The sequence below is a fragment of the Photobacterium sp. Alg240-V54 genome (genome assembly GCF_900537155.1).
Classification (GTDB): Bacteria; Pseudomonadota; Gammaproteobacteria; order Enterobacterales; family Vibrionaceae; genus Photobacterium.
This window is the reverse complement of sequence record NZ_UNRL01000003.1, coordinates 272112-288973: the sequence shown is the minus strand read 5'-3', so window position 1 is coordinate 288973 and position 16862 is coordinate 272112. Positions and strand designations below refer to the sequence as shown.

The 16862-nt window shown below is 41.5% G+C and carries 15 protein-coding genes; 3 read left to right on the top strand and 12 right to left on the bottom strand.

The window, feature by feature from the left end:
- Positions 1–171: 171 nt before the first annotated feature.
- Positions 172–762, bottom strand: coding sequence for a superoxide dismutase [Fe] (gene sodB / locus G6R09_RS10330; protein ID WP_065168154.1), 591 nt, complete (start codon positions 760–762; stop codon positions 172–174).
- Between the two features lie 325 nt (positions 763–1087).
- Between sodB and grxD the strand changes: the two genes are divergently transcribed.
- Entirely contained in the window at positions 1088–1426 is a 339-nt protein-coding gene (gene grxD, locus G6R09_RS10325; RefSeq protein ID WP_065168155.1) for a Grx4 family monothiol glutaredoxin, read from the top strand.
- A 109-nt stretch (positions 1427–1535) separates the two neighbouring features.
- On the opposite strand, the gene G6R09_RS10320 is transcribed toward grxD, so the two are convergent.
- The 4 genes from G6R09_RS10320 to rnt form a co-directional block, all read right to left on the bottom strand.
- Positions 1536–2858: a Na+/H+ antiporter family protein gene (locus tag G6R09_RS10320; RefSeq protein ID WP_065168156.1), complete on the bottom strand. Its 1323-nt coding sequence runs from the start codon at positions 2856–2858 to the stop codon at positions 1536–1538.
- 272 nt (positions 2859–3130) lie between these two features.
- Positions 3131–5542 carry a VolA/Pla-1 family phospholipase gene (locus G6R09_RS10315; protein ID WP_163922187.1) on the bottom strand — a complete coding sequence of 804 codons (2412 nt, stop codon included), beginning with the start codon at positions 5540–5542 and terminating at the stop codon, positions 3131–3133.
- A gap of 34 nt (positions 5543–5576) precedes the next feature.
- Positions 5577–6839 carry an outer membrane protein transport protein gene (locus G6R09_RS10310; RefSeq protein WP_163922184.1) on the bottom strand — a complete coding sequence of 421 codons (1263 nt, stop codon included), beginning with the start codon at positions 6837–6839 and terminating at the stop codon, positions 5577–5579.
- A gap of 194 nt (positions 6840–7033) precedes the next feature.
- Positions 7034–7699 carry a ribonuclease T gene (rnt, locus tag G6R09_RS10305; RefSeq protein ID WP_065168159.1) on the bottom strand — a complete coding sequence of 222 codons (666 nt, stop codon included), beginning with the start codon at positions 7697–7699 and terminating at the stop codon, positions 7034–7036.
- A gap of 223 nt (positions 7700–7922) precedes the next feature.
- On the opposite strand from rnt, the gene G6R09_RS10300 reads away from it, so the two are divergent.
- Together G6R09_RS10300 and G6R09_RS10295 are read left to right on the top strand one after the other, a co-directional pair.
- Positions 7923–8798, top strand: coding sequence for an OmpA family protein (locus tag G6R09_RS10300; RefSeq protein ID WP_373423716.1), 876 nt, complete (start codon positions 7923–7925; stop codon positions 8796–8798).
- Positions 8799–8892: 94 nt separating this feature from the next.
- On the top strand, positions 8893–9342 hold the full coding sequence (locus G6R09_RS10295) for a hypothetical protein (protein ID WP_163922181.1): 450 nt from the start codon (positions 8893–8895) through the stop codon (positions 9340–9342).
- 97 nt (positions 9343–9439) lie between these two features.
- Here G6R09_RS10295 and nth read toward each other — a convergent pair whose 3' ends face one another.
- From nth to rsxA, 7 genes are all read right to left on the bottom strand, one after another.
- Positions 9440–10075: an endonuclease III gene (gene nth / locus G6R09_RS10290; RefSeq protein ID WP_065168162.1), complete on the bottom strand. Its 636-nt coding sequence runs from the start codon at positions 10073–10075 to the stop codon at positions 9440–9442.
- Positions 10076–10230: 155 nt separating this feature from the next.
- The gene (locus tag G6R09_RS10285; protein ID WP_065168163.1) at positions 10231–10935 is read right to left on the bottom strand and encodes an electron transport complex subunit E; all 705 of its coding nucleotides are present in this window, start codon (positions 10933–10935) and stop codon (positions 10231–10233) included.
- A gap of 2 nt (positions 10936–10937) precedes the next feature.
- Complete coding sequence (gene rsxG / locus G6R09_RS10280; RefSeq protein ID WP_065168274.1) at positions 10938–11570, bottom strand: electron transport complex subunit RsxG; 633 nt, start codon at positions 11568–11570, stop codon at positions 10938–10940.
- 14 nt (positions 11571–11584) lie between these two features.
- Positions 11585–12631 carry an electron transport complex subunit RsxD gene (gene rsxD, locus G6R09_RS10275; protein ID WP_163922178.1) on the bottom strand — a complete coding sequence of 349 codons (1047 nt, stop codon included), beginning with the start codon at positions 12629–12631 and terminating at the stop codon, positions 11585–11587.
- 2 nt (positions 12632–12633) lie between these two features.
- Positions 12634–15360 (bottom strand): electron transport complex subunit RsxC, encoded by a 2727-nt coding sequence (rsxC, locus tag G6R09_RS10270; protein ID WP_163922175.1) that lies wholly within the window; start codon positions 15358–15360, stop codon positions 12634–12636.
- A gap of 2 nt (positions 15361–15362) precedes the next feature.
- A complete protein-coding gene (gene rsxB, locus G6R09_RS10265) occupies positions 15363–15947 on the bottom strand; it encodes an electron transport complex subunit RsxB (protein WP_065168165.1) in 585 nt (194 codons plus the stop codon).
- On the bottom strand, positions 15947–16528 hold the full coding sequence (rsxA, locus tag G6R09_RS10260) for an electron transport complex subunit RsxA (RefSeq protein ID WP_060998179.1): 582 nt from the start codon (positions 16526–16528) through the stop codon (positions 15947–15949). The genes rsxB and rsxA overlap by 1 nt, the downstream gene beginning before the upstream one ends.
- Positions 16529–16862: the final 334 nt, after the last annotated feature.

Below are 16862 nucleotides of genomic sequence, written 5' to 3'. Positions count from 1 at the left end.
TGTTTCAGGATATTAATGGGTAAATGCAATTTAAGTAAAATATTGAGTTATTATATATAAGTTAATAATGGGTAGCTGATGAGGAGAGAGGTAAAAATATGAGCGTGATTGTCGAGACATAAAAAAACCCGCCTCAATAATGAAACGGGTTGATGTTATTAAACAGGAATATTACGCAGCTAGATTTTTAGCAGCGAAATCCCAGTTAACAAGTGACCAGAATGCAGCCATGTAATCAGGGCGAACATTGCGGTAATCGATGTAGTAAGCGTGTTCCCAAACATCAACAGTTAGAAGAGGCGTCATTTTCAGACCTTCTTCAGCAATTGGGCAGCCAGCGTTTGAAGTGTTAACGATTTCTAGCGCGCCATCTTCAGTTTTTACTAGCCATGTCCAACCAGAACCAAAGTTGTTGATTGCTGAGTCTGTGAATTTAGCTTTGAATTCTGCGAAAGAACCGAATGCTTTAACAATTGCGTCTGCTAATTCACCAGTAGGCTCGCCGCCGCCATTTGGACTTAGGCAATGCCAGTAGAAAGTGTGGTTCCATACTTGAGCTGCGTTGTTGAAAACACCACCAGTAGAAGTCTGTACGATTTCTTCAAGAGATTTTTCAGCAAGGTCAGTACCTTCTACAAGACCGTTTAGCTTAACAACGTAAGTGTTGTGGTGCTTACCGTAGTGGTATTCTAGTGTTTCTTGAGAAATATGTGGCTCAAGAGCGTTGATTGCGTACGGTAGAGCTGGTAGTTCAAATGCCATTGCTCAATTCTCCATTTTAATTATTGGGCTTATACCCACGACATTACTTTCTAGTAGGTGTTCGCACCTACTTATTATTTGAATCTGACCGTTTTATTTTAGCAAGTTTTTAGTTTATTAAAAGCATTAAGCTTAAAAAAAATACCCTATACCTGGTTATTGGTAACGTCAATAACCACTTAATAGATATCAATATAACTAAGATTGCGCTTTATTGTGTCAAACAGAGACGAAACATAATTTGAAAGTATTTTTATTGATGACGATAACCAAGTAGAATGGTAGGGTTTATAACAAATGATTATTAGAATCGGACGAGGAAGCAATGGAAACTATCGATAAAATCAAACAACAAATTTCAGATAACGCTATTTTGTTGTACATGAAAGGCTCTCCAAAATTGCCAAGCTGTGGTTTCTCATCACAAGCATCTCAAGCGTTAATGAATTGCGGTGAAAAATTTGCGTTTGTAGATATTCTTCAAAACCCTGATATTCGTGCAGAGCTACCTGTTTATGCACAGTGGCCAACATTCCCACAATTATGGATTGACGGTGAACTTATTGGTGGTTGTGACATCATTTTGGAAATGTTCCAAAAAGGTGAATTACAGACATTAATTAAAGAATCTGCTGCTCGCCGTGATGCACAAGCTGCTGAGTAAGAGTGTTGTTTAAGTGTGTTTACACTTATAAAAAAAACCGCCACGTTAAACGTTGGCGGTTTTTTTATATCAAGTTTAAAGCGCAGTCATCATTGTGATGCTATTGCGACTACAGGATCATTGATGCGATCCAGCCAAAAGCGATCAGTGGCAAGTTGTAGTGGATAAATGTCGGTACAACAGAATCCCAAATATGATCATGTTGACCATCCGCATTTAGACCTGATGTTGGACCTAAGGTTGAATCTGAAGCAGGAGAGCCAGCATCACCAAGTGCTGCAGCGGTACCAACAATCGCAATCGTTGCCATTGGTGAGAAACCAAAAGATAAACATAACGGCACATAAATTGTTGCAAGAATAGGGATAGTTGAGAACGATGAACCAATCCCCATTGTTACTAATAGACCAACAACTAACATCAATAATGACGCTAATGGTTTATTGTTACCGATAATCGCTTCAAGTGAATTAACTAAGGTTTCAACACCACCGGTCGCTTTCATTACCGCAGCAAAACCTGCCGCTGCAATCATAATAAAGCCGATCATTGCCATCATATGTACACCTTTAGTGAACACATCGTGGGTTTCTTTCCATTTGATGACGCCAGTAAAGGTAAACACCATAAAGCCGACTAAACCACCGACAATCATTGAGCCGCTGTAAAGCTGCGCGCCTAATGCGGCAAAAATAGCCCCTACAGCCACATAAACATGGCGCATATCGATGACTTTTTTCTCTGGTTCACTAGCAAGAATTTTTTCTACTGAGTATTCGCGTGGCTTACGGTAGCTGACAAACGTAGCCATTAATAAGCCAAATAACATCCCACACGCAGGTAAAATCATCGCGATAGGTACTTGGCTTGCCGCAACATCTAACCCATTATCATGTAAATTTTTAAGTAGAATATTGTTGAGAAAGATACCGCCAAAACCAATTGGAAGTACCATATAAGGGGTGACTAAACCAAAGGTTAATACACAGGCAATTAAACGACGATCAAGTTTAAGCTTGGCAAAGACATGTAATAGCGGTGGAATCACAATCGGAATAAAGGCGATATGGACAGGGATAACGTTCTGAGAAGAGATGGCAAGCAATACTAAAATGATAAGAACGCTATATTTTACGCCGGTAGCTGCCGCAATATTTTCATGGCCGCTGATGCGCTTAATAACTTTTTGAGCGAGGACGTCAGTAATACCTGAACGCGAAATCGCGACGGCAAACGCACCCAACATGGCGTAGCTTAAGGCAGTAGTGGCACCGCCACCTAATCCACCTTCAAAGGCTGAAATCGCATCGGTGAGCGATAAACCTCCGATAAGGCCACCAATAATGGCACTAAATGTAAGAGCAACCACGACATTGACACGCATTAAAGCGAGTACCAGCATGATGCATACGGCGATAATTACAGGGTTCATAAAACGTGAGTTCCATCCGTTAGTTGCATTATTACTTCGTTCGATTGTCTGGCAGTGTTCAACACTGCAAGATGCGATTTAATTATAATTATGAGACTTTGATCCCATATCAGACAGTGTGCTTGATTTTCAGCATTTGTCGAGAAAAAAATTCCCATCATTATGTTTATAAAGAATACGCTTTTTTAGGACTTATCACTTTGTTTTATATATCAAAAAAAAGCGAGCATTACGCTCGCTTCTTATGATTAAACATTTTATTGATAAAAAACTTAAGGGGTTGTGGTTATTACACTTTTATTATCTATCGTGAGGTTTAGGCCATTAGTGTTTATAAATGACGCTATTTCCGTTTGCATTTCTTGGGTTACAGCAGGATTGATTGTCGAATCGAGCAGTGATGAATGACCACCTTGATTAAATAAAATGGCGTTGCGTACCAATTGATTTGTCATACTTTGGTTAGTGACCATTAGATCTAAGCCACTAATTAGCGGGGTTGTACCGGTAAACGGAGAGTAGGGTTGTAAAATCGTGGTACCGGCAATGGTTGCTCCCAATGGGATCATATTAGGAATGGTCGCATCATCTTTAACTTGAGCTAAATATAAGCCTGTATTTGGGCTTACCAGAGGAGCATGATTAGTTGGATCGATAGTATCTAATACCGTTTGAGCCGCGTACGCAAAGCTATTAAAAGTGGCATATATTGCGGTTAAGGTTGCAATAGAGCTCGCATCGCCTTTAGCAATTAGATCTGCCTGATAAGCATTAAAGCATACATCAGGTTGCAGTGATTGTTGTTGGCAAAAAGCGGCAAAGGTTGAATTGGTTGTTGCCATTAAGTTGCCTTTTACAAAATCTCCAAAACTACCAGAGTTAAGCAATAAATACGGGATTTCACCGCCAGGGTTGGCTAAGGCAAGGGCATTAATATCAAACAAGAGTGCGTCAGTTTGCGGTATGTCTACGGGACGGTTAGCAATGTTAGCCACACTGACACCGGTGATAGCACCTAAAGAGTGGCCAATGAAGTTAACTCCTTGCGCTGGATCGAGCGTTTTTAAATTTCCTAAACCCCCAATTGCAGAGGCATCACTTGATGCGATAGTCGCAAATACTTGCCCAATTGCTGCGCGTAATCCAATTATATCTGTTGTGCTTTGGCGAAGGTTATCTCTGGCAACAGTGAGTGCTGATAAATTTAAATAGTACTCTGGATGACCATCACTGGCACTGCCATCAACCCCTGCAATTGCTCGACTGCCATGCAATGGATGATCGATGGCAAAAATCGCTTGGCACTGCTCATTTATAATATTATCTGCTAGAGCTAATACGGTTTCTTTGGTGCTAGTAATACCATGTAAATAAATGCTGGTGGCGTTCTTTGCTACCTGATCACAACTCGGGTCTACAGGTAGAATCAGAGTGTAATCAAGATATTGTACTGATTGTAGCTTGGGCAATGGACTAAAGCGGGTGATCAATCGTTGTGGATCAAGTTGGTTGCCATCAGCTAATGTCAATGTTGTGCCTGTTAGTGTCACCAGTAAGCGACGTTGTATGTCTGCATCGTTGGCCGCCGCTGCAATGTCTGCTGGAGTGATATTGAGTTGAGCTAATTGCGCAACAATTGCTGCTTTATCAGCGTCACTACCGGAGGTTAATACGGAGCTGATAATAGCTAAACTTGGCATGCCACTTTGCCAAGGCGTTGTTGCAAAACCTGCGGCAGTATTATCTAAAAAATAGGGCAGTGCTATTGTGCCAGTATAGATTTCCCCTTTTGCTTGTGGCGTGGTTTGTTTGGTGTCGGTGAGGTTGGAGAAACTAAAGAGACTACGCAAATCTGAGGTGGAGACTTGATCGCTAATCGCACTGCCTTTCCAAACAGTATTAGCACCTTGCTGTAATGCTAGTGCTGTCGCGGCTTTAACGGCATATACAGCATCACCGATAGAAGCGGTTGTAAACCAACTTGAGAACATAATACTGTCTTGGCTAACCCCTACTTTTATAAATTCAGCTTCTGTGGCATGAGTAATATCTTGGGCTGCAACCAGTGCCGCAACCGGAGGTGGCGCATTGGCTTTTAAGACCGCATAGCTATTACTCATACCGACACTATCACCGTTGCTGTCTTTAAGATCGCTTGTAATAGCAAACATATAATTAGAGGCGGGTTTTAATGGTTTTAACAGCAATACAGTAAGCGTGGTACCTGATGCTGATAATACAAAATCGCCATCATTTTGAGTGAGCTTAGTCGGTTCTATGGTGTTGGTTCTGGTGGTTGGGTCGTTAGACTCAATTAAATAAAAGCCATTAGCTAGCGTTGTGCTATCAAGATCATTTCCCACAAATTGCAGTTGCAGTGGTTGACTGGTACTCCAACCATCAGTGTGTCCCATTGTTATTAATGGATCGCTAATATCATTGGCATCAGCAGCTGCAACTTCGGTATTTAAAGTGCCGTCGCGACTGTCCATTAATAAATAAGTGGGTTGAACGAGGATAGGGCTTTGTGGATCAGTGATTAAATCAAAGTTGATTTTAGTCGCGGCGTTAATGCTATCGGTAATATTGGGATCCAGTGTTGGTGTCCCTTCCAATTTACTGTCGCCACCACACCCCATTAGCCCCAAACTTGTTGTTAGTATTGTTAAAATATACTTGTTCATATATTTCCTTATTAAATGTTGTTATGCATTGTGGCTAAAAGGCGTAGTTAACTTGTGCCGCTCCAATATAAGCAACACTGCTGGCAGTAAAACGGTGGTCAGTTTCGATAAAGTTGCTGTCTTTGCCGTAGATATAACTCAAGCCAATATCAATACTTAAGCGAGGACTATGCTGGTAGGTGACGCCGGCTGAATACCAGTAGCGGTCAGTATCTGGAATACTAAGCGTGGCTTTACCGCCTTGCTCATCAAAGGCAAATCCAGCACGTAAGGTAATGTTCGGGTTGAGAGTGTATGTGGTGCCAATAGCCCATCGAAATGCATCGCTATAATCTTCATCTTTTAGCAAGCAAATCCCTGGCATTTGACCATTGAAATTACATTGTGCGTTGGTGGCACGTAACTCTTTAAATGAACTCCATTGGGTCCAGAAAAGGCTGTAATGAACAGCAATTTTCGGATTAAGCCGATGAAAACCAGAAAACTCAGCGGTAGCGGGTAGAATAACAGGAAGTTTTCCTTTGATAGTTTGGCCGCGATTGGCACTGCCTAATACTAATCCGGAGTAATCAGTAAAATCGCCTTTAAAATCAAGATCAACTTTTGAACGGTAAGCAAGCCCAAAACGGTTATTATCATCTAATTGATAGAAAGCACCGATGTTCCATCCCCAGCTCCAAGTGTCACCTTCCATGTTAATGGTTTTATCACTGGGTTTAATCGCTGGATAGAACGGTAACGCATTCTGTCCATAATGGCGATAGAGTTCAGCTTTGGCATAAACAGCATTGAGACCGACCCCAAGGCTCAACTGATTATTAACTTTATAAGCAATACTGGGGTTTAAATTGATGGCTACCAGTGAGGTTTTACCTGCAGAAGTACCATCATAAAAATCAGCAGGATAATCGGTAGTGACGCCGTAGCCTGAAAATAAGGCTAGCCCCCAAGAAAAGCGCTCATTGAGCGGTTGAATAAAATAACTAGCAGGTACAAAAGCGGTTGGAGCCACATTTTTGGCTGTTTGGATGCCGTTAGGTGCATCATGGGCGATAACATCAACATCTGGTATAACAACACTGCCAACAACAGATACTGTCATGGTGTTAAATTTTGTCATCGCAGCAGGATTGCGAGAGATTACAGCAGCATTATCAGCGATAGCTGCCTCTCCGGCAAAAGCGCGGCCTAAGCCTGATGCAGATTGTTCTGAGACTTGAAACCCCGCACTAAACACTGAAGTACTAGTCAGCGCTGCACAAAGCGCAAGGGAAAGATAACGTATATTTACGGACATTATTCTGCCTCTCAGTTGTCGTTATGTTATTTTTTATTCATCCATGAGGAAAAACAAAACGCATTACAGACCAAGTATAAGATTAATGTTAAGTAATTGTTAATTTTTGCGTCTATTTATTTGACGAACGATGTAAGAGGTATAAAAAAACCCATACAGGGATGGGTTTAATAAAAAATTCAGCGCAATTTAGATTATTTGCTGTCAGTGTCGTCTGTTGGTGGCGTGAATAATGGCCAGCCACCGAGTTGTTTCCACTTATTAACGATTTTGCAAAATAATTCAGCGGTACGTTCAGTATCATATAATGCTGAGTGCGCTTCTTTATTATCAAATGGAATTTCTGCGGTTTGACAGGCTTTAGCCAACACCGTTTGTCCAAAGGCTAAACCGCTTAATGCTGCGGTATCAAAGGTCGCAAATGGATGGAATGGATTACGTTTTAGTTTTGCGCGCTCTGATGCCGCCATTACAAAGCTATGATCAAACGTCGCATTATGCGCCACCATAATCGCACGGGTGCAATCAGTGTTTTTTTGTTCTTTTCTGATTTGCTTATAAATTTCTTTGAGTGCAACTTCTTCAGATACCGCACCACGTAATGGGCTAAATGGGTCGCGGATACCGTTAAATTCTAACGCTTCTTTATGTAAAATTGCACCTTCAAAAGGAGCGACATGAAAATGAATGGTCGTTGCAGGTTTTAGCCAACCATCTTCATCCATTTGTAAAGTGACAGCACAAATTTCTAATAAGGCATCCGTTTTTGCATTAAAACCTGCAGTTTCAACGTCAATAACGACAGGAAAGTAGCCGCGAAAGCGACTTTTTAAGGTATTACATTGGTTATCTTGGCTCATAGTACTGCTGTCAAAATAAAAGAATCACATAGTATGGCAGATTAAGCGTTTAATTTCATTGCTGTTCAATCATAGAAATACGATTTGAAGTAACAATAGTTTGATTGAGTAATAGAAGGCTAAAGCTCATACCATACATGCCGATATAGCAGTGTAACGTTATTATCGTCGTTGTATTATTTTCTCTTAGTCTGGTTATAAAATGAATTCAATAGAAGTATTAATGCCTTGGTTACGAATTGGATTAGTTATTAGTGTCTTTATTTCAATATCGAATGCTGAGGCTAAAAACTATCTCGCCTCGCCACATCAATCACAGTGGCAACTTGTGGTTGATACGCCGTTAGAGTGTCGATTAGAACACGCCATTCCAGCTTATGGAACGGCACAGTTTTCAGCACGTTCGAGTAAAAAAATGAACTTGCATTTTGAGTTGAAAATGCAGCGTCAACTTGGAGCAACCCGCAATGTTAAGTTAACTTCAATGCCACCGAGTTGGATGCCTGGCGATGCTGCTCATGCGATGATTAATTTGAAATTTTTTAAACAATTTGATGGTTATATTGAAGGTAATACCGCGTGGCAAATGTTGGCAGAGTTAGAAGATGGACGTAATCCCACGTTTAGCTATAAAAGTTGGCCTGCGCAGCGACAACGTCAGTTAGAAGTTGGTTTATCTGCAGTTAATTTTAATAAATCGTATCAACTTTTTAGTCAATGTCTGAATAACTTGATGCCATTTAGTTTTGACGATATCGCTTTTACTATTTTGCATTACAACAATGATAGTGATGAGCTGAATAATATGTCACAGCAGAGGTTAGCGCAGATTGCTGATTATGTACGCTATTCTGATGATATCGATTTAGTATTGGTTGCTGCATACAGTGATTCAGCGCTTGGAACAGTGGCAGGACAACGGTTATCAGAACAACGAGCAGCTAAAATCGAAGATTATTTTAGAGGGTTAGGTTTACCTGACGATCGCATTCAAGTTGAAGCTCATGGTAAACGGCGACCTATTGCCGATAACTCAACCCCTGTCGGTCGTCATCAAAACCGTCGAGTGGTGATTTCATTAGGGCGTAGTCAAATTTAAATTCAATATGAGCGTAATGTTAATCGTCTGTTGACATTGGCTATTGATAACACCTTTATGATAGTTGTGTTAATCAGCGAATAAGGATTTGAGTGTGAATAAGCGTCTATTGATCGGTATTGTAATTATTGTCGCAGTGATTACTGGTATTAAAATGTTCACTACTACGGTTGAGAATGTGGCGACAGATACCACCAAGGAAGTGCTCAACAACGTCGTTAAAGCAAATTTAAAGCCCGTTGCTGAAGCAATAAAAAATCAACAATTGTGTAAACCTGGTGCAGCAACAGAATTACAGGCGCTAGGGCATGAAGGTCAGCCTTTAGCACGAAGTATGGCTTATATAGCCCTTGCCCAAGAAAGTTACCTTCAAGGTGATAAGCAAAAAGCAGCAGTAGAATTACAGCAATCTCTTGATGCTAGTGGTAAAAAAGTCTCACCTCAACAACGTGATGAGTTATTAAATGCGCTTGGTAAAGGGGCAGCAGAACTTGCCGCTAAACGAAAACAAAATGGCTTTAATATTGACTGTACACCATTGTAATAACTAGATTATTAGTTTTAAAAAAGGAGCATTTGAATGCTCCTTTTTTGTTGGTGACTATTCTGGATGAAATAGAGATACTTACATTAAAGCGATGTCATATTTCTATTTTGTCTTTGTATTCACATAAGTCTTCGATAATACAACTACCGCAGCGAGGTTTACGTGCGATGCAGGTATAGCGGCCATGCAAAATTAGCCAGTGGTGAACATCAACTTTAAACGCAGCCGGAACAACTTTTAGCAATTTTTCTTCTACTTGCTCAACATTTTTCCCCATCGCAAACTTAGTGCGATTACAAACTCGAAAAATATGGGTATCAACCGCAATGGTTGGCCAACCAAAAGCTGTATTAAGGACGACATTGGCAGTTTTTCGACCGACACCAGGCAGGGCTTCTAATGCTTCACGATTTTCAGGAATTTCTCCATTATGTTTATCTAATAGAATACGGCATGTTTTGATGACGTTTTCAGCTTTAGAATTAAATAAACCGATGGTTTTTATATATTGCTTCACACCATCAACGCCAAGATCAAAGATAGCTTGGGGGGTATTGGCGATAGGGTAAAGTTTATCTGTGGCTTTGTTGACACTAACGTCAGTCGCTTGGGCTGATAGCAACACTGAGATTAATAATTCAAATGGTGTTGTCCAATGAAGTTCAGTTTGTGGGTGTGGATTTTCAGCTTGTAATCGTTCTAATATCTGAACCCGTTTTTGATTATTCATAGTCTTTCCTGACAAAACGTAGTGTAAATATCACCATGATTGTTGAGGGTGAGCACCGAGCGGTAATAGTTACAATTGTGATTATAATTATAGATATCAATAGTAAAAACTGGCCCGAAAGCCAGTTTTATTATTTGTTAATGACAACAGCAATATTACTTAACATCAGTAATACGAGCACGCTCTACTTTGGGTTGTTGCTGTTCTAACGCTGATTGCTTATCGGCTTTATATTTATCAATAACATTTTTCACCGCAATCATGAAGCCGACACCAAGGAAAGCACCGGGTGGTAACATTGCTAGTAAAAAGCTGCTGTCAAAATGAAAAAGTTGGATATGTAGGACTGATGCCCAATCACCTAATAAGCGGTTAGCGCCGTCAAACAATGAACCTTTACTTAAAATTTCACGCATCGCACCGAGTAAAAATAGGGCAGATGTCATGCCTAGCCCCATCCATAAACCATCTAAAACGGCAGGCAATGGCTTGTTTTTAGAAGCAAAAGCTTCAGCTCGACCAATAATAATACAGTTCGTTACGATCAAAGGAATGAAGATACCCAATGATTTATATAAACCATAAACATAAGCATTCATTAATAATTGTACGCAAGTTACCAGTGACGCAATGATCATCACGAATACCGGAATACGTATTTCTGATGGCACTAATTTTCGAATAACAGAAATAGTAAAATTAGACATTACCAGTACCATGGTCGTGGCAAGTCCTAATCCCAATGCGTTGGTTGCGGTTGATGATACCGCCAGTAATGGACATAGACCTAACAGCTGTACCACTGTCGGGTTGTTGTACCATAAACCATTTTTCATCAACTCTTTATAAGATGTGGTCATAATTATTCACTCGGACAGTCTAGTGGCTGGCTAAGAATCTGCTGTTGATTATTTTGCCAGTACAACGAGATATTTTTGACGGCTTTTACCACTGCACGCGGTGTAATCGTCGCCCCTGTAAATTGGTCAAATTCACCGCCATCTTTACGAACATGGAACTTAGGATCGTTGGCACCATTAACCCGCTTACCAGTAAAACTATAGATCCAGTCACTGACAGATGTTTCAATTTTGTCACCAAGTCCCGGTGTCTCATGCTGCTCTAAAATACGCACACCAGTGATAACGCCTTTCGTATCAAGTCCAACAATCAATTTAATCGCACCGCTATAACCATCAGGTGCAATACCTTCAATAGCAATGCCTGTAGGCTTACCATCTTGGGTTGCGATATAAGCAGGCATTGCTGTTTTAGTACCGATATATTGCTGGTTTTTAACTAAGGTACAGTGCTTATAAAGTAAATTATCGTGACTGTTAACAGGAATAACTTGGTTTAAGGTATTCAATAATTGTTGCTGCTGTTGCTGAAAAATACGATCAGCGGTGAAATAGTGAGTAAGAGAAACTAATGCCGTTGATAACAAAGCAAAAATTGCTAGAATCAACCCATTTTTTTTCATTGATTTAAACATGGTCATACTCATTATTAGTGTCCGTAAGTGCGTGGACGGGTGTAGTAATCAATGATAGGTACACATAAATTACCCAACAATACCGCAAAAGCGACCCCATCAGGAAAGCCACCCCAAGTACGGATCAGGTAGATCATTACGCCAATAAAAGCACCAAAGATTAGTCGGCCTTTTATTGTTGTTGATGCGGTAACGGGGTCGGTTGCAATAAAGAATGCACCCAACATTGTTGCACCAGAGAACATATGTAATAACGGTGAAGCGGCAACGGTTGGATCGATGACATAAATAATGCTGCTCATTACGAATAATGAACTTAGTATTGCAACAGGAATGTGCCATTGAATAATACGCAATTTAAGCAGTAATAAGCCGCCTAATAAAAAGCCAATATTAACCCATTCCCAACCAACGCCAGCCAATGTGCCATACACTGGTTTTTTCATTGCTTCAGCGACGGTCATACCTGTTTTTAAAGAGGTTTTTAGCGTGTCTAGTGGTGTTGCCATGGTGTAACCATCAACAGACATTTTGAGTTGTTGAACACTAAAACCATCAGGCGTAAAGCCAGTGAAAATAGCAGACAGACTATCCATAAAAGTAACGGGATTAGCACTTAATGATACCGGTGGTAACCATGTTGTCATCTGAACAGGGAATGAGATTAACAATACAACATAGGCAACCATTGCAGGGTTAAATAGGTTTTGTCCCATACCACCATATAGGTGCTTTGCGATTACGATAGCAAAGAATACCCCAATGACAGTGATCCACCATGGTGCTAAAGGAGGAATTGAAATACCGATCAATACCCCTGTTAACAATGCAGTATTATCACGCAAATAAGGTACTAATGGACGTTGGCGTAATTTTAGTACGATGACTTCAAATATAATCGCGCAGATTGATGCGAAAACGATTTGGATCAGGGTTCCAAGGCCGAAAAAGTAGCATTGAGCAACAACGCCAAAAATTGCGCATAAAATAACCGTACGCATGATAACACTCGTACTTCGACGATTATGTGCATGGGGTGAGCTGGCAATATTAAAAGCCACGATTATTCTTCCTCAATGTTAGGTTGTACTTTATTGGCTTGCTGGGCAGCTTTACGGGCTTTAGCACGTGCAACGGCAGCAGCGACAGCGGCTTTTTTAGGATCGCTTTCAACGTTAGTGTTCACTTCAGCTGTAGGCTCAGCAGCTGTTGTTGGTTGTTGCTGGGCAGCTTTACGGGCTTTAGCGCGTGCAACGGCAGCAGCGACAGCGGCTTTTTTAGGATCGCTTTCAACGTTAGTGTTCACTTCAGCTGTAGGCTCAGCAGCTGTTGGTTGTTGCTGCTGGGCTGCTTTACGGGCTTTAGCGCGTGCAACGGCAGCAGCGACAGCGGCTTTTTTAGGATCGTTTGCGACGTCAGAGTTCACTTCAACCGTAGGCTCGGCAGCAGCTGTTGCTTGCTCTTGTTGAGCGGCTTTACGGGCTTTAGCGCGTGCAACGGCAGCAGCGACAGCGGCTTTTTTAGGATCGTTTGCAACGTCAGAGTTCACTTCAGCCGTAGGCTCAGTGGCAGCTGTTGGTTGTTGTTGGGCAGCTTTACGGGCTTTAGCGCGTGCAACGGCAGCAGCGACAGCGGCTTTTTTAGGATCGTTTTCAACGCCAGTATTCACTTCTGGTGCAGACTCAGCAGCAGTTGTTGCTTGCTCTTGTTGAGCGGCTTTACGGGCTTTAGCGCGTGCAACGGCAGCAGCGACAGCGGCTTTTTTAGGATCGTTTGCAACGTCAGAGTTCACTTCATCCGTAGGCTCGGCAGCAGCTGTTGCTTGCTCTTGTTGAGCGGCTTTACGGGCTTTAGCGCGTGCAACGGCAGCAGCGACAGCGGCTTTTTTAGGATCGTTTTCAACGCCAGTATTCACTTCTGGTGCAGACTCAGCAGCAGTTGTTGCTTGCTCTTGTTGAGCGGCTTTACGGGCTTTCGCACGTGCAACGGCAGCAGCGACAGCATCTGTTTTAGCGGTAACTTGCTCTGCTGGTTGTTCGGTAGCGGTTTGTTGCTGCATTAACTCTGCATGTTTTGCTGCTTTTTGTTCACGTGCTTGCAGTTTACGTTGTTTACGTAGTGCGGCCATTTCGCTGTTATCTGGAACGGCATTTGCTTCTGATGCTGAAGCGGCTTGTCTGGCTTTTGCTTTTGCTATCGCTGCAGCTACTGCGGGTTTAACTGTTGCTGTTGCTGGTGCTGCGTCAGTTGCGGCTGCTTGTTTTGCTTTTACTCGAGCAATAGCGGCTGCAACGGCATCGTCACCACCTGTTGATGCCATCTGCTGACGACGATCAGTGGCAGCTTTAGCAAAGCGGTTTTCACGTTCAGCTTTATCGCGTTCCATACGTTGTTGCTTGGCTTCGAAACGCTGACGAGCGCGTTCGGCATTGATTTCGTCTTGTTTGCGTTCCCAAATTTCAGCTTTAGCTTGACGGTAATACTGTACTAACGGAATTTCACTTGGACAAACATAAGCACAAGCGCCACATTCAATGCAGTCACTTAAATTATATTCCTCACATTTTTCGTAGTTTTTATCTTTGGCATACCATTGTAATTGTTGTGGTAACAACGATGACGGACAAGCATCGGCACAGGCTGAGCAGCGAATACAAGCCATTTCATAGGTATGTAACGGTAGTTCTTTACGCTTAGGCGTTAAAATACAGTTAGTAATTTTAGTGATTGGCACATTTGCATGAGGTAGTGTAAAACCCATTAATGAGCCACCAATAATTACTCGAGGATATTTTTTATCGGCTTGATAGCCAAATTTCTCAAGTAAATACGCAATGGGTGTGCCTAATAGAGCAAACACATTGCCACGTTGCTTAAAGGCTTCGCCGGTTAATGTTACTACACGTTCAATTAATGGTTCACCGTCAACAATCGCACGTTTAATCGCAAATGCGGTCCCCACGTTCTGCATGATCACCCCGATAGAGGTTGAACGTGCTTGGCTTGGTACTTCACGGCCCGTTAAGATTTTAACTAATTGCTTGGAGCTACCAGAAGGGTATTTGGTCGGAACCACGCGAATAAGAATATTATCATCTTCGCTGACACAAGCTTCTAATGCTTTAATCGCATCTGGTTTATTATCTTCAATACCAATGATGGTTAATTTAGGCGCGATGATATGGCGTAGAATGCGAATGCCTTCAATGACTTCATCGGCATAGTCTTGCATTAGTCGGTCATCGGCTGTGATATAAGGTTCACATTCAGCAGCATTGATAATTAAAATATCAACGTTACCTAAGCCACCTTGTAGTTTACGTGCTGTAGGAAAACCAGCGCCGCCTAAGCCTGCAATACCAGCAAGTCGAATTGCTTCAATAAGTTCAGCAGGATCACGATCTTGATAATCAGGATATTGTTTGCCACGACACCAAGTATCTTGATTGTCGGTTGAGATAACAATAGCTAGATCTGTTAAGCCAGAAGGGTGAGCGGTAGTACGTTGCTCTATCGCCGTTATCGTGCCCGAGCTCGGCGCGTGAATAGGCACACACATCGCAATATCACCTTGCGTTAGTGGTTGGCCTTTTAGAACGTGATCGCCAATGTTGACAATGATGTCACCACGAGAGCCGATATGTTGTTTTAACGGTAGTACTAATTCACTCGGAATACCCGCAGATTTGAGCGGTTGCTTATTTGACAATAGTTTGTTTTCAGCAGGATGAATGCCGCCATGGAAATCCCACAGCTTGCCTTGTTTAATTTGTTCAATAATTGAGAGCATGACTACGGCTTAACCTTTTCTACATTCGCTGTCGCAGCAATATTAACCACGGGGATTTGGTTGAGTTGCCATTTCCAGTTATCCGGTGTTTCTTCAACAGGGATCATTTCAATACAGTCTGTAGGACAAGGAGAAACACAAAGATCGCAGCCTGTACATTCGTCTTTTATTACAGTGTGCATTGCTTTAGTGCCACCAACAATGGCGTCAACGGGGCACGCTTGAATACACTTGGTGCAACCAATACACATATCTTCATGAATAAAAGCAACTTTTTTAATGCTGTTGGTAACTTCATCAGAAGCTTGAGGCACATCAACACCCATTAAATCAGCCAGTTTCTCAATGGTTGCTTGACCACCTGGTGGGCATTTATTAATGATTTCACCATTAGCAATGGCCTCAGCATAAGGACGACAACCCGGAAACCCACATTGACCGCATTGTGTTTGCGGTAAAATGGCATCTATTTGCTCAACAATTGGATCAGCTTCAACTTTGAAACGTACTGAAGCAAAACCTAAAATAATGCCAAATATTGCAGCTAACACTGCGAGCACAATGGCAGCAATTAAGATCCCGCTCATTACAATTTCACCAATCCAGTAAAGCCCATAAAGGCAAGAGACATAAGGCCCGCAGTGATCATCGCAATGGATGCACCTTTAAAAGGAGCAGGTACATCTGCGGCTGCAATTCGTTCACGCATGGAAGCAAATAATACTAATACCAATGAGAAACCCACCGCAGCACCAAAGCCATAAATGACGGATTGGATAAAGTTATGGTGCTCATTGGTATTTAATAAAGCCACACCCAATACCGCACAGTTAGTCGTGATCAATGGTAAGAATATACCCAGCAAACGGTAGAGTGTTGGGCTAGTTTTATGAACCACCATTTCAGTAAATTGCACCACGACAGCAATCACAAGTATAAAGCTCAGTGTGCGTAGATATTGGATACCAAGAGGATCCAAAATGTAGGTTTCAACGAGATATGCGCACACGGAAGCAAGGGTTAGCACAAATGTTGTGGCTAAGCCCATTCCGATTGCTGTTTCTAGTTTCTTAGATACACCCATAAAAGGGCATAGACCTAAGAATTTAACGAGTACAAAGTTGTTAACCAACACTGTCCCGATGAGGAGTAACAGGTATTCAGTCATACCAAATTCATTATCATTGCAAGAGATCTTAACATTATCTGATTTTGTGAGCCCTATAACAACTCCTCAAGGGTAGGGTTTTAACTATTAATTGTATTAAATTTAGCTAGTTGATTGAAAAGTAAGTTTTTAGTTAACCATAATTCTTATTTTAGCTTTGTTATTGAGATTGAGTTGTTGAGTAAATGTGTTTTTTTTGAGTTGTTATGGTGTGATGTATGTTTTTTTAAGTAGTCAAGCTGCTAATAGAAATGAGTGAATAGCTGTTTTTGATTGAAGTTTTTTTAAATTGTGATTGTGTCGGTTGTAAACACAGCTAATTTTGCGTTTGATA

Bases quoted from the DNA above. Each gene is read 5' to 3' on its own strand.
- sodB (WP_065168154.1), bottom strand. From the start codon at position 762: ATGGCATTTGAACTACCAGCTCTACCGTACGCAATCAACGCTCTTGAG.
- grxD (WP_065168155.1), top strand. From the start codon at position 1,088: ATGGAAACTATCGATAAAATCAAACAACAAATTTCAGATAACGCTATT.
- G6R09_RS10320 (WP_065168156.1), bottom strand. From the start codon at position 2,858: ATGAACCCTGTAATTATCGCCGTATGCATCATGCTGGTACTCGCTTTA.
- G6R09_RS10315 (WP_163922187.1), bottom strand. From the start codon at position 5,542: ATGAACAAGTATATTTTAACAATACTAACAACAAGTTTGGGGCTAATG.
- G6R09_RS10310 (WP_163922184.1), bottom strand. From the start codon at position 6,839: ATGTCCGTAAATATACGTTATCTTTCCCTTGCGCTTTGTGCAGCGCTG.
- rnt (WP_065168159.1), bottom strand. From the start codon at position 7,699: ATGAGCCAAGATAACCAATGTAATACCTTAAAAAGTCGCTTTCGCGGC.
- G6R09_RS10300 (WP_373423716.1), top strand. From the start codon at position 7,923: ATGCCTTGGTTACGAATTGGATTAGTTATTAGTGTCTTTATTTCAATA.
- nth (WP_065168162.1), bottom strand. From the start codon at position 10,075: ATGAATAATCAAAAACGGGTTCAGATATTAGAACGATTACAAGCTGAA.
- G6R09_RS10285 (WP_065168163.1), bottom strand. From the start codon at position 10,935: ATGACCACATCTTATAAAGAGTTGATGAAAAATGGTTTATGGTACAAC.
- rsxG (WP_065168274.1), bottom strand. From the start codon at position 11,570: ATGTTTAAATCAATGAAAAAAAATGGGTTGATTCTAGCAATTTTTGCT.
- rsxC (WP_163922175.1), bottom strand. From the start codon at position 15,360: ATGCTCTCAATTATTGAACAAATTAAACAAGGCAAGCTGTGGGATTTC.
- rsxB (WP_065168165.1), bottom strand. From the start codon at position 15,947: ATGAGCGGGATCTTAATTGCTGCCATTGTGCTCGCAGTGTTAGCTGCA.
- rsxA (WP_060998179.1), bottom strand. From the start codon at position 16,528: ATGACTGAATACCTGTTACTCCTCATCGGGACAGTGTTGGTTAACAAC.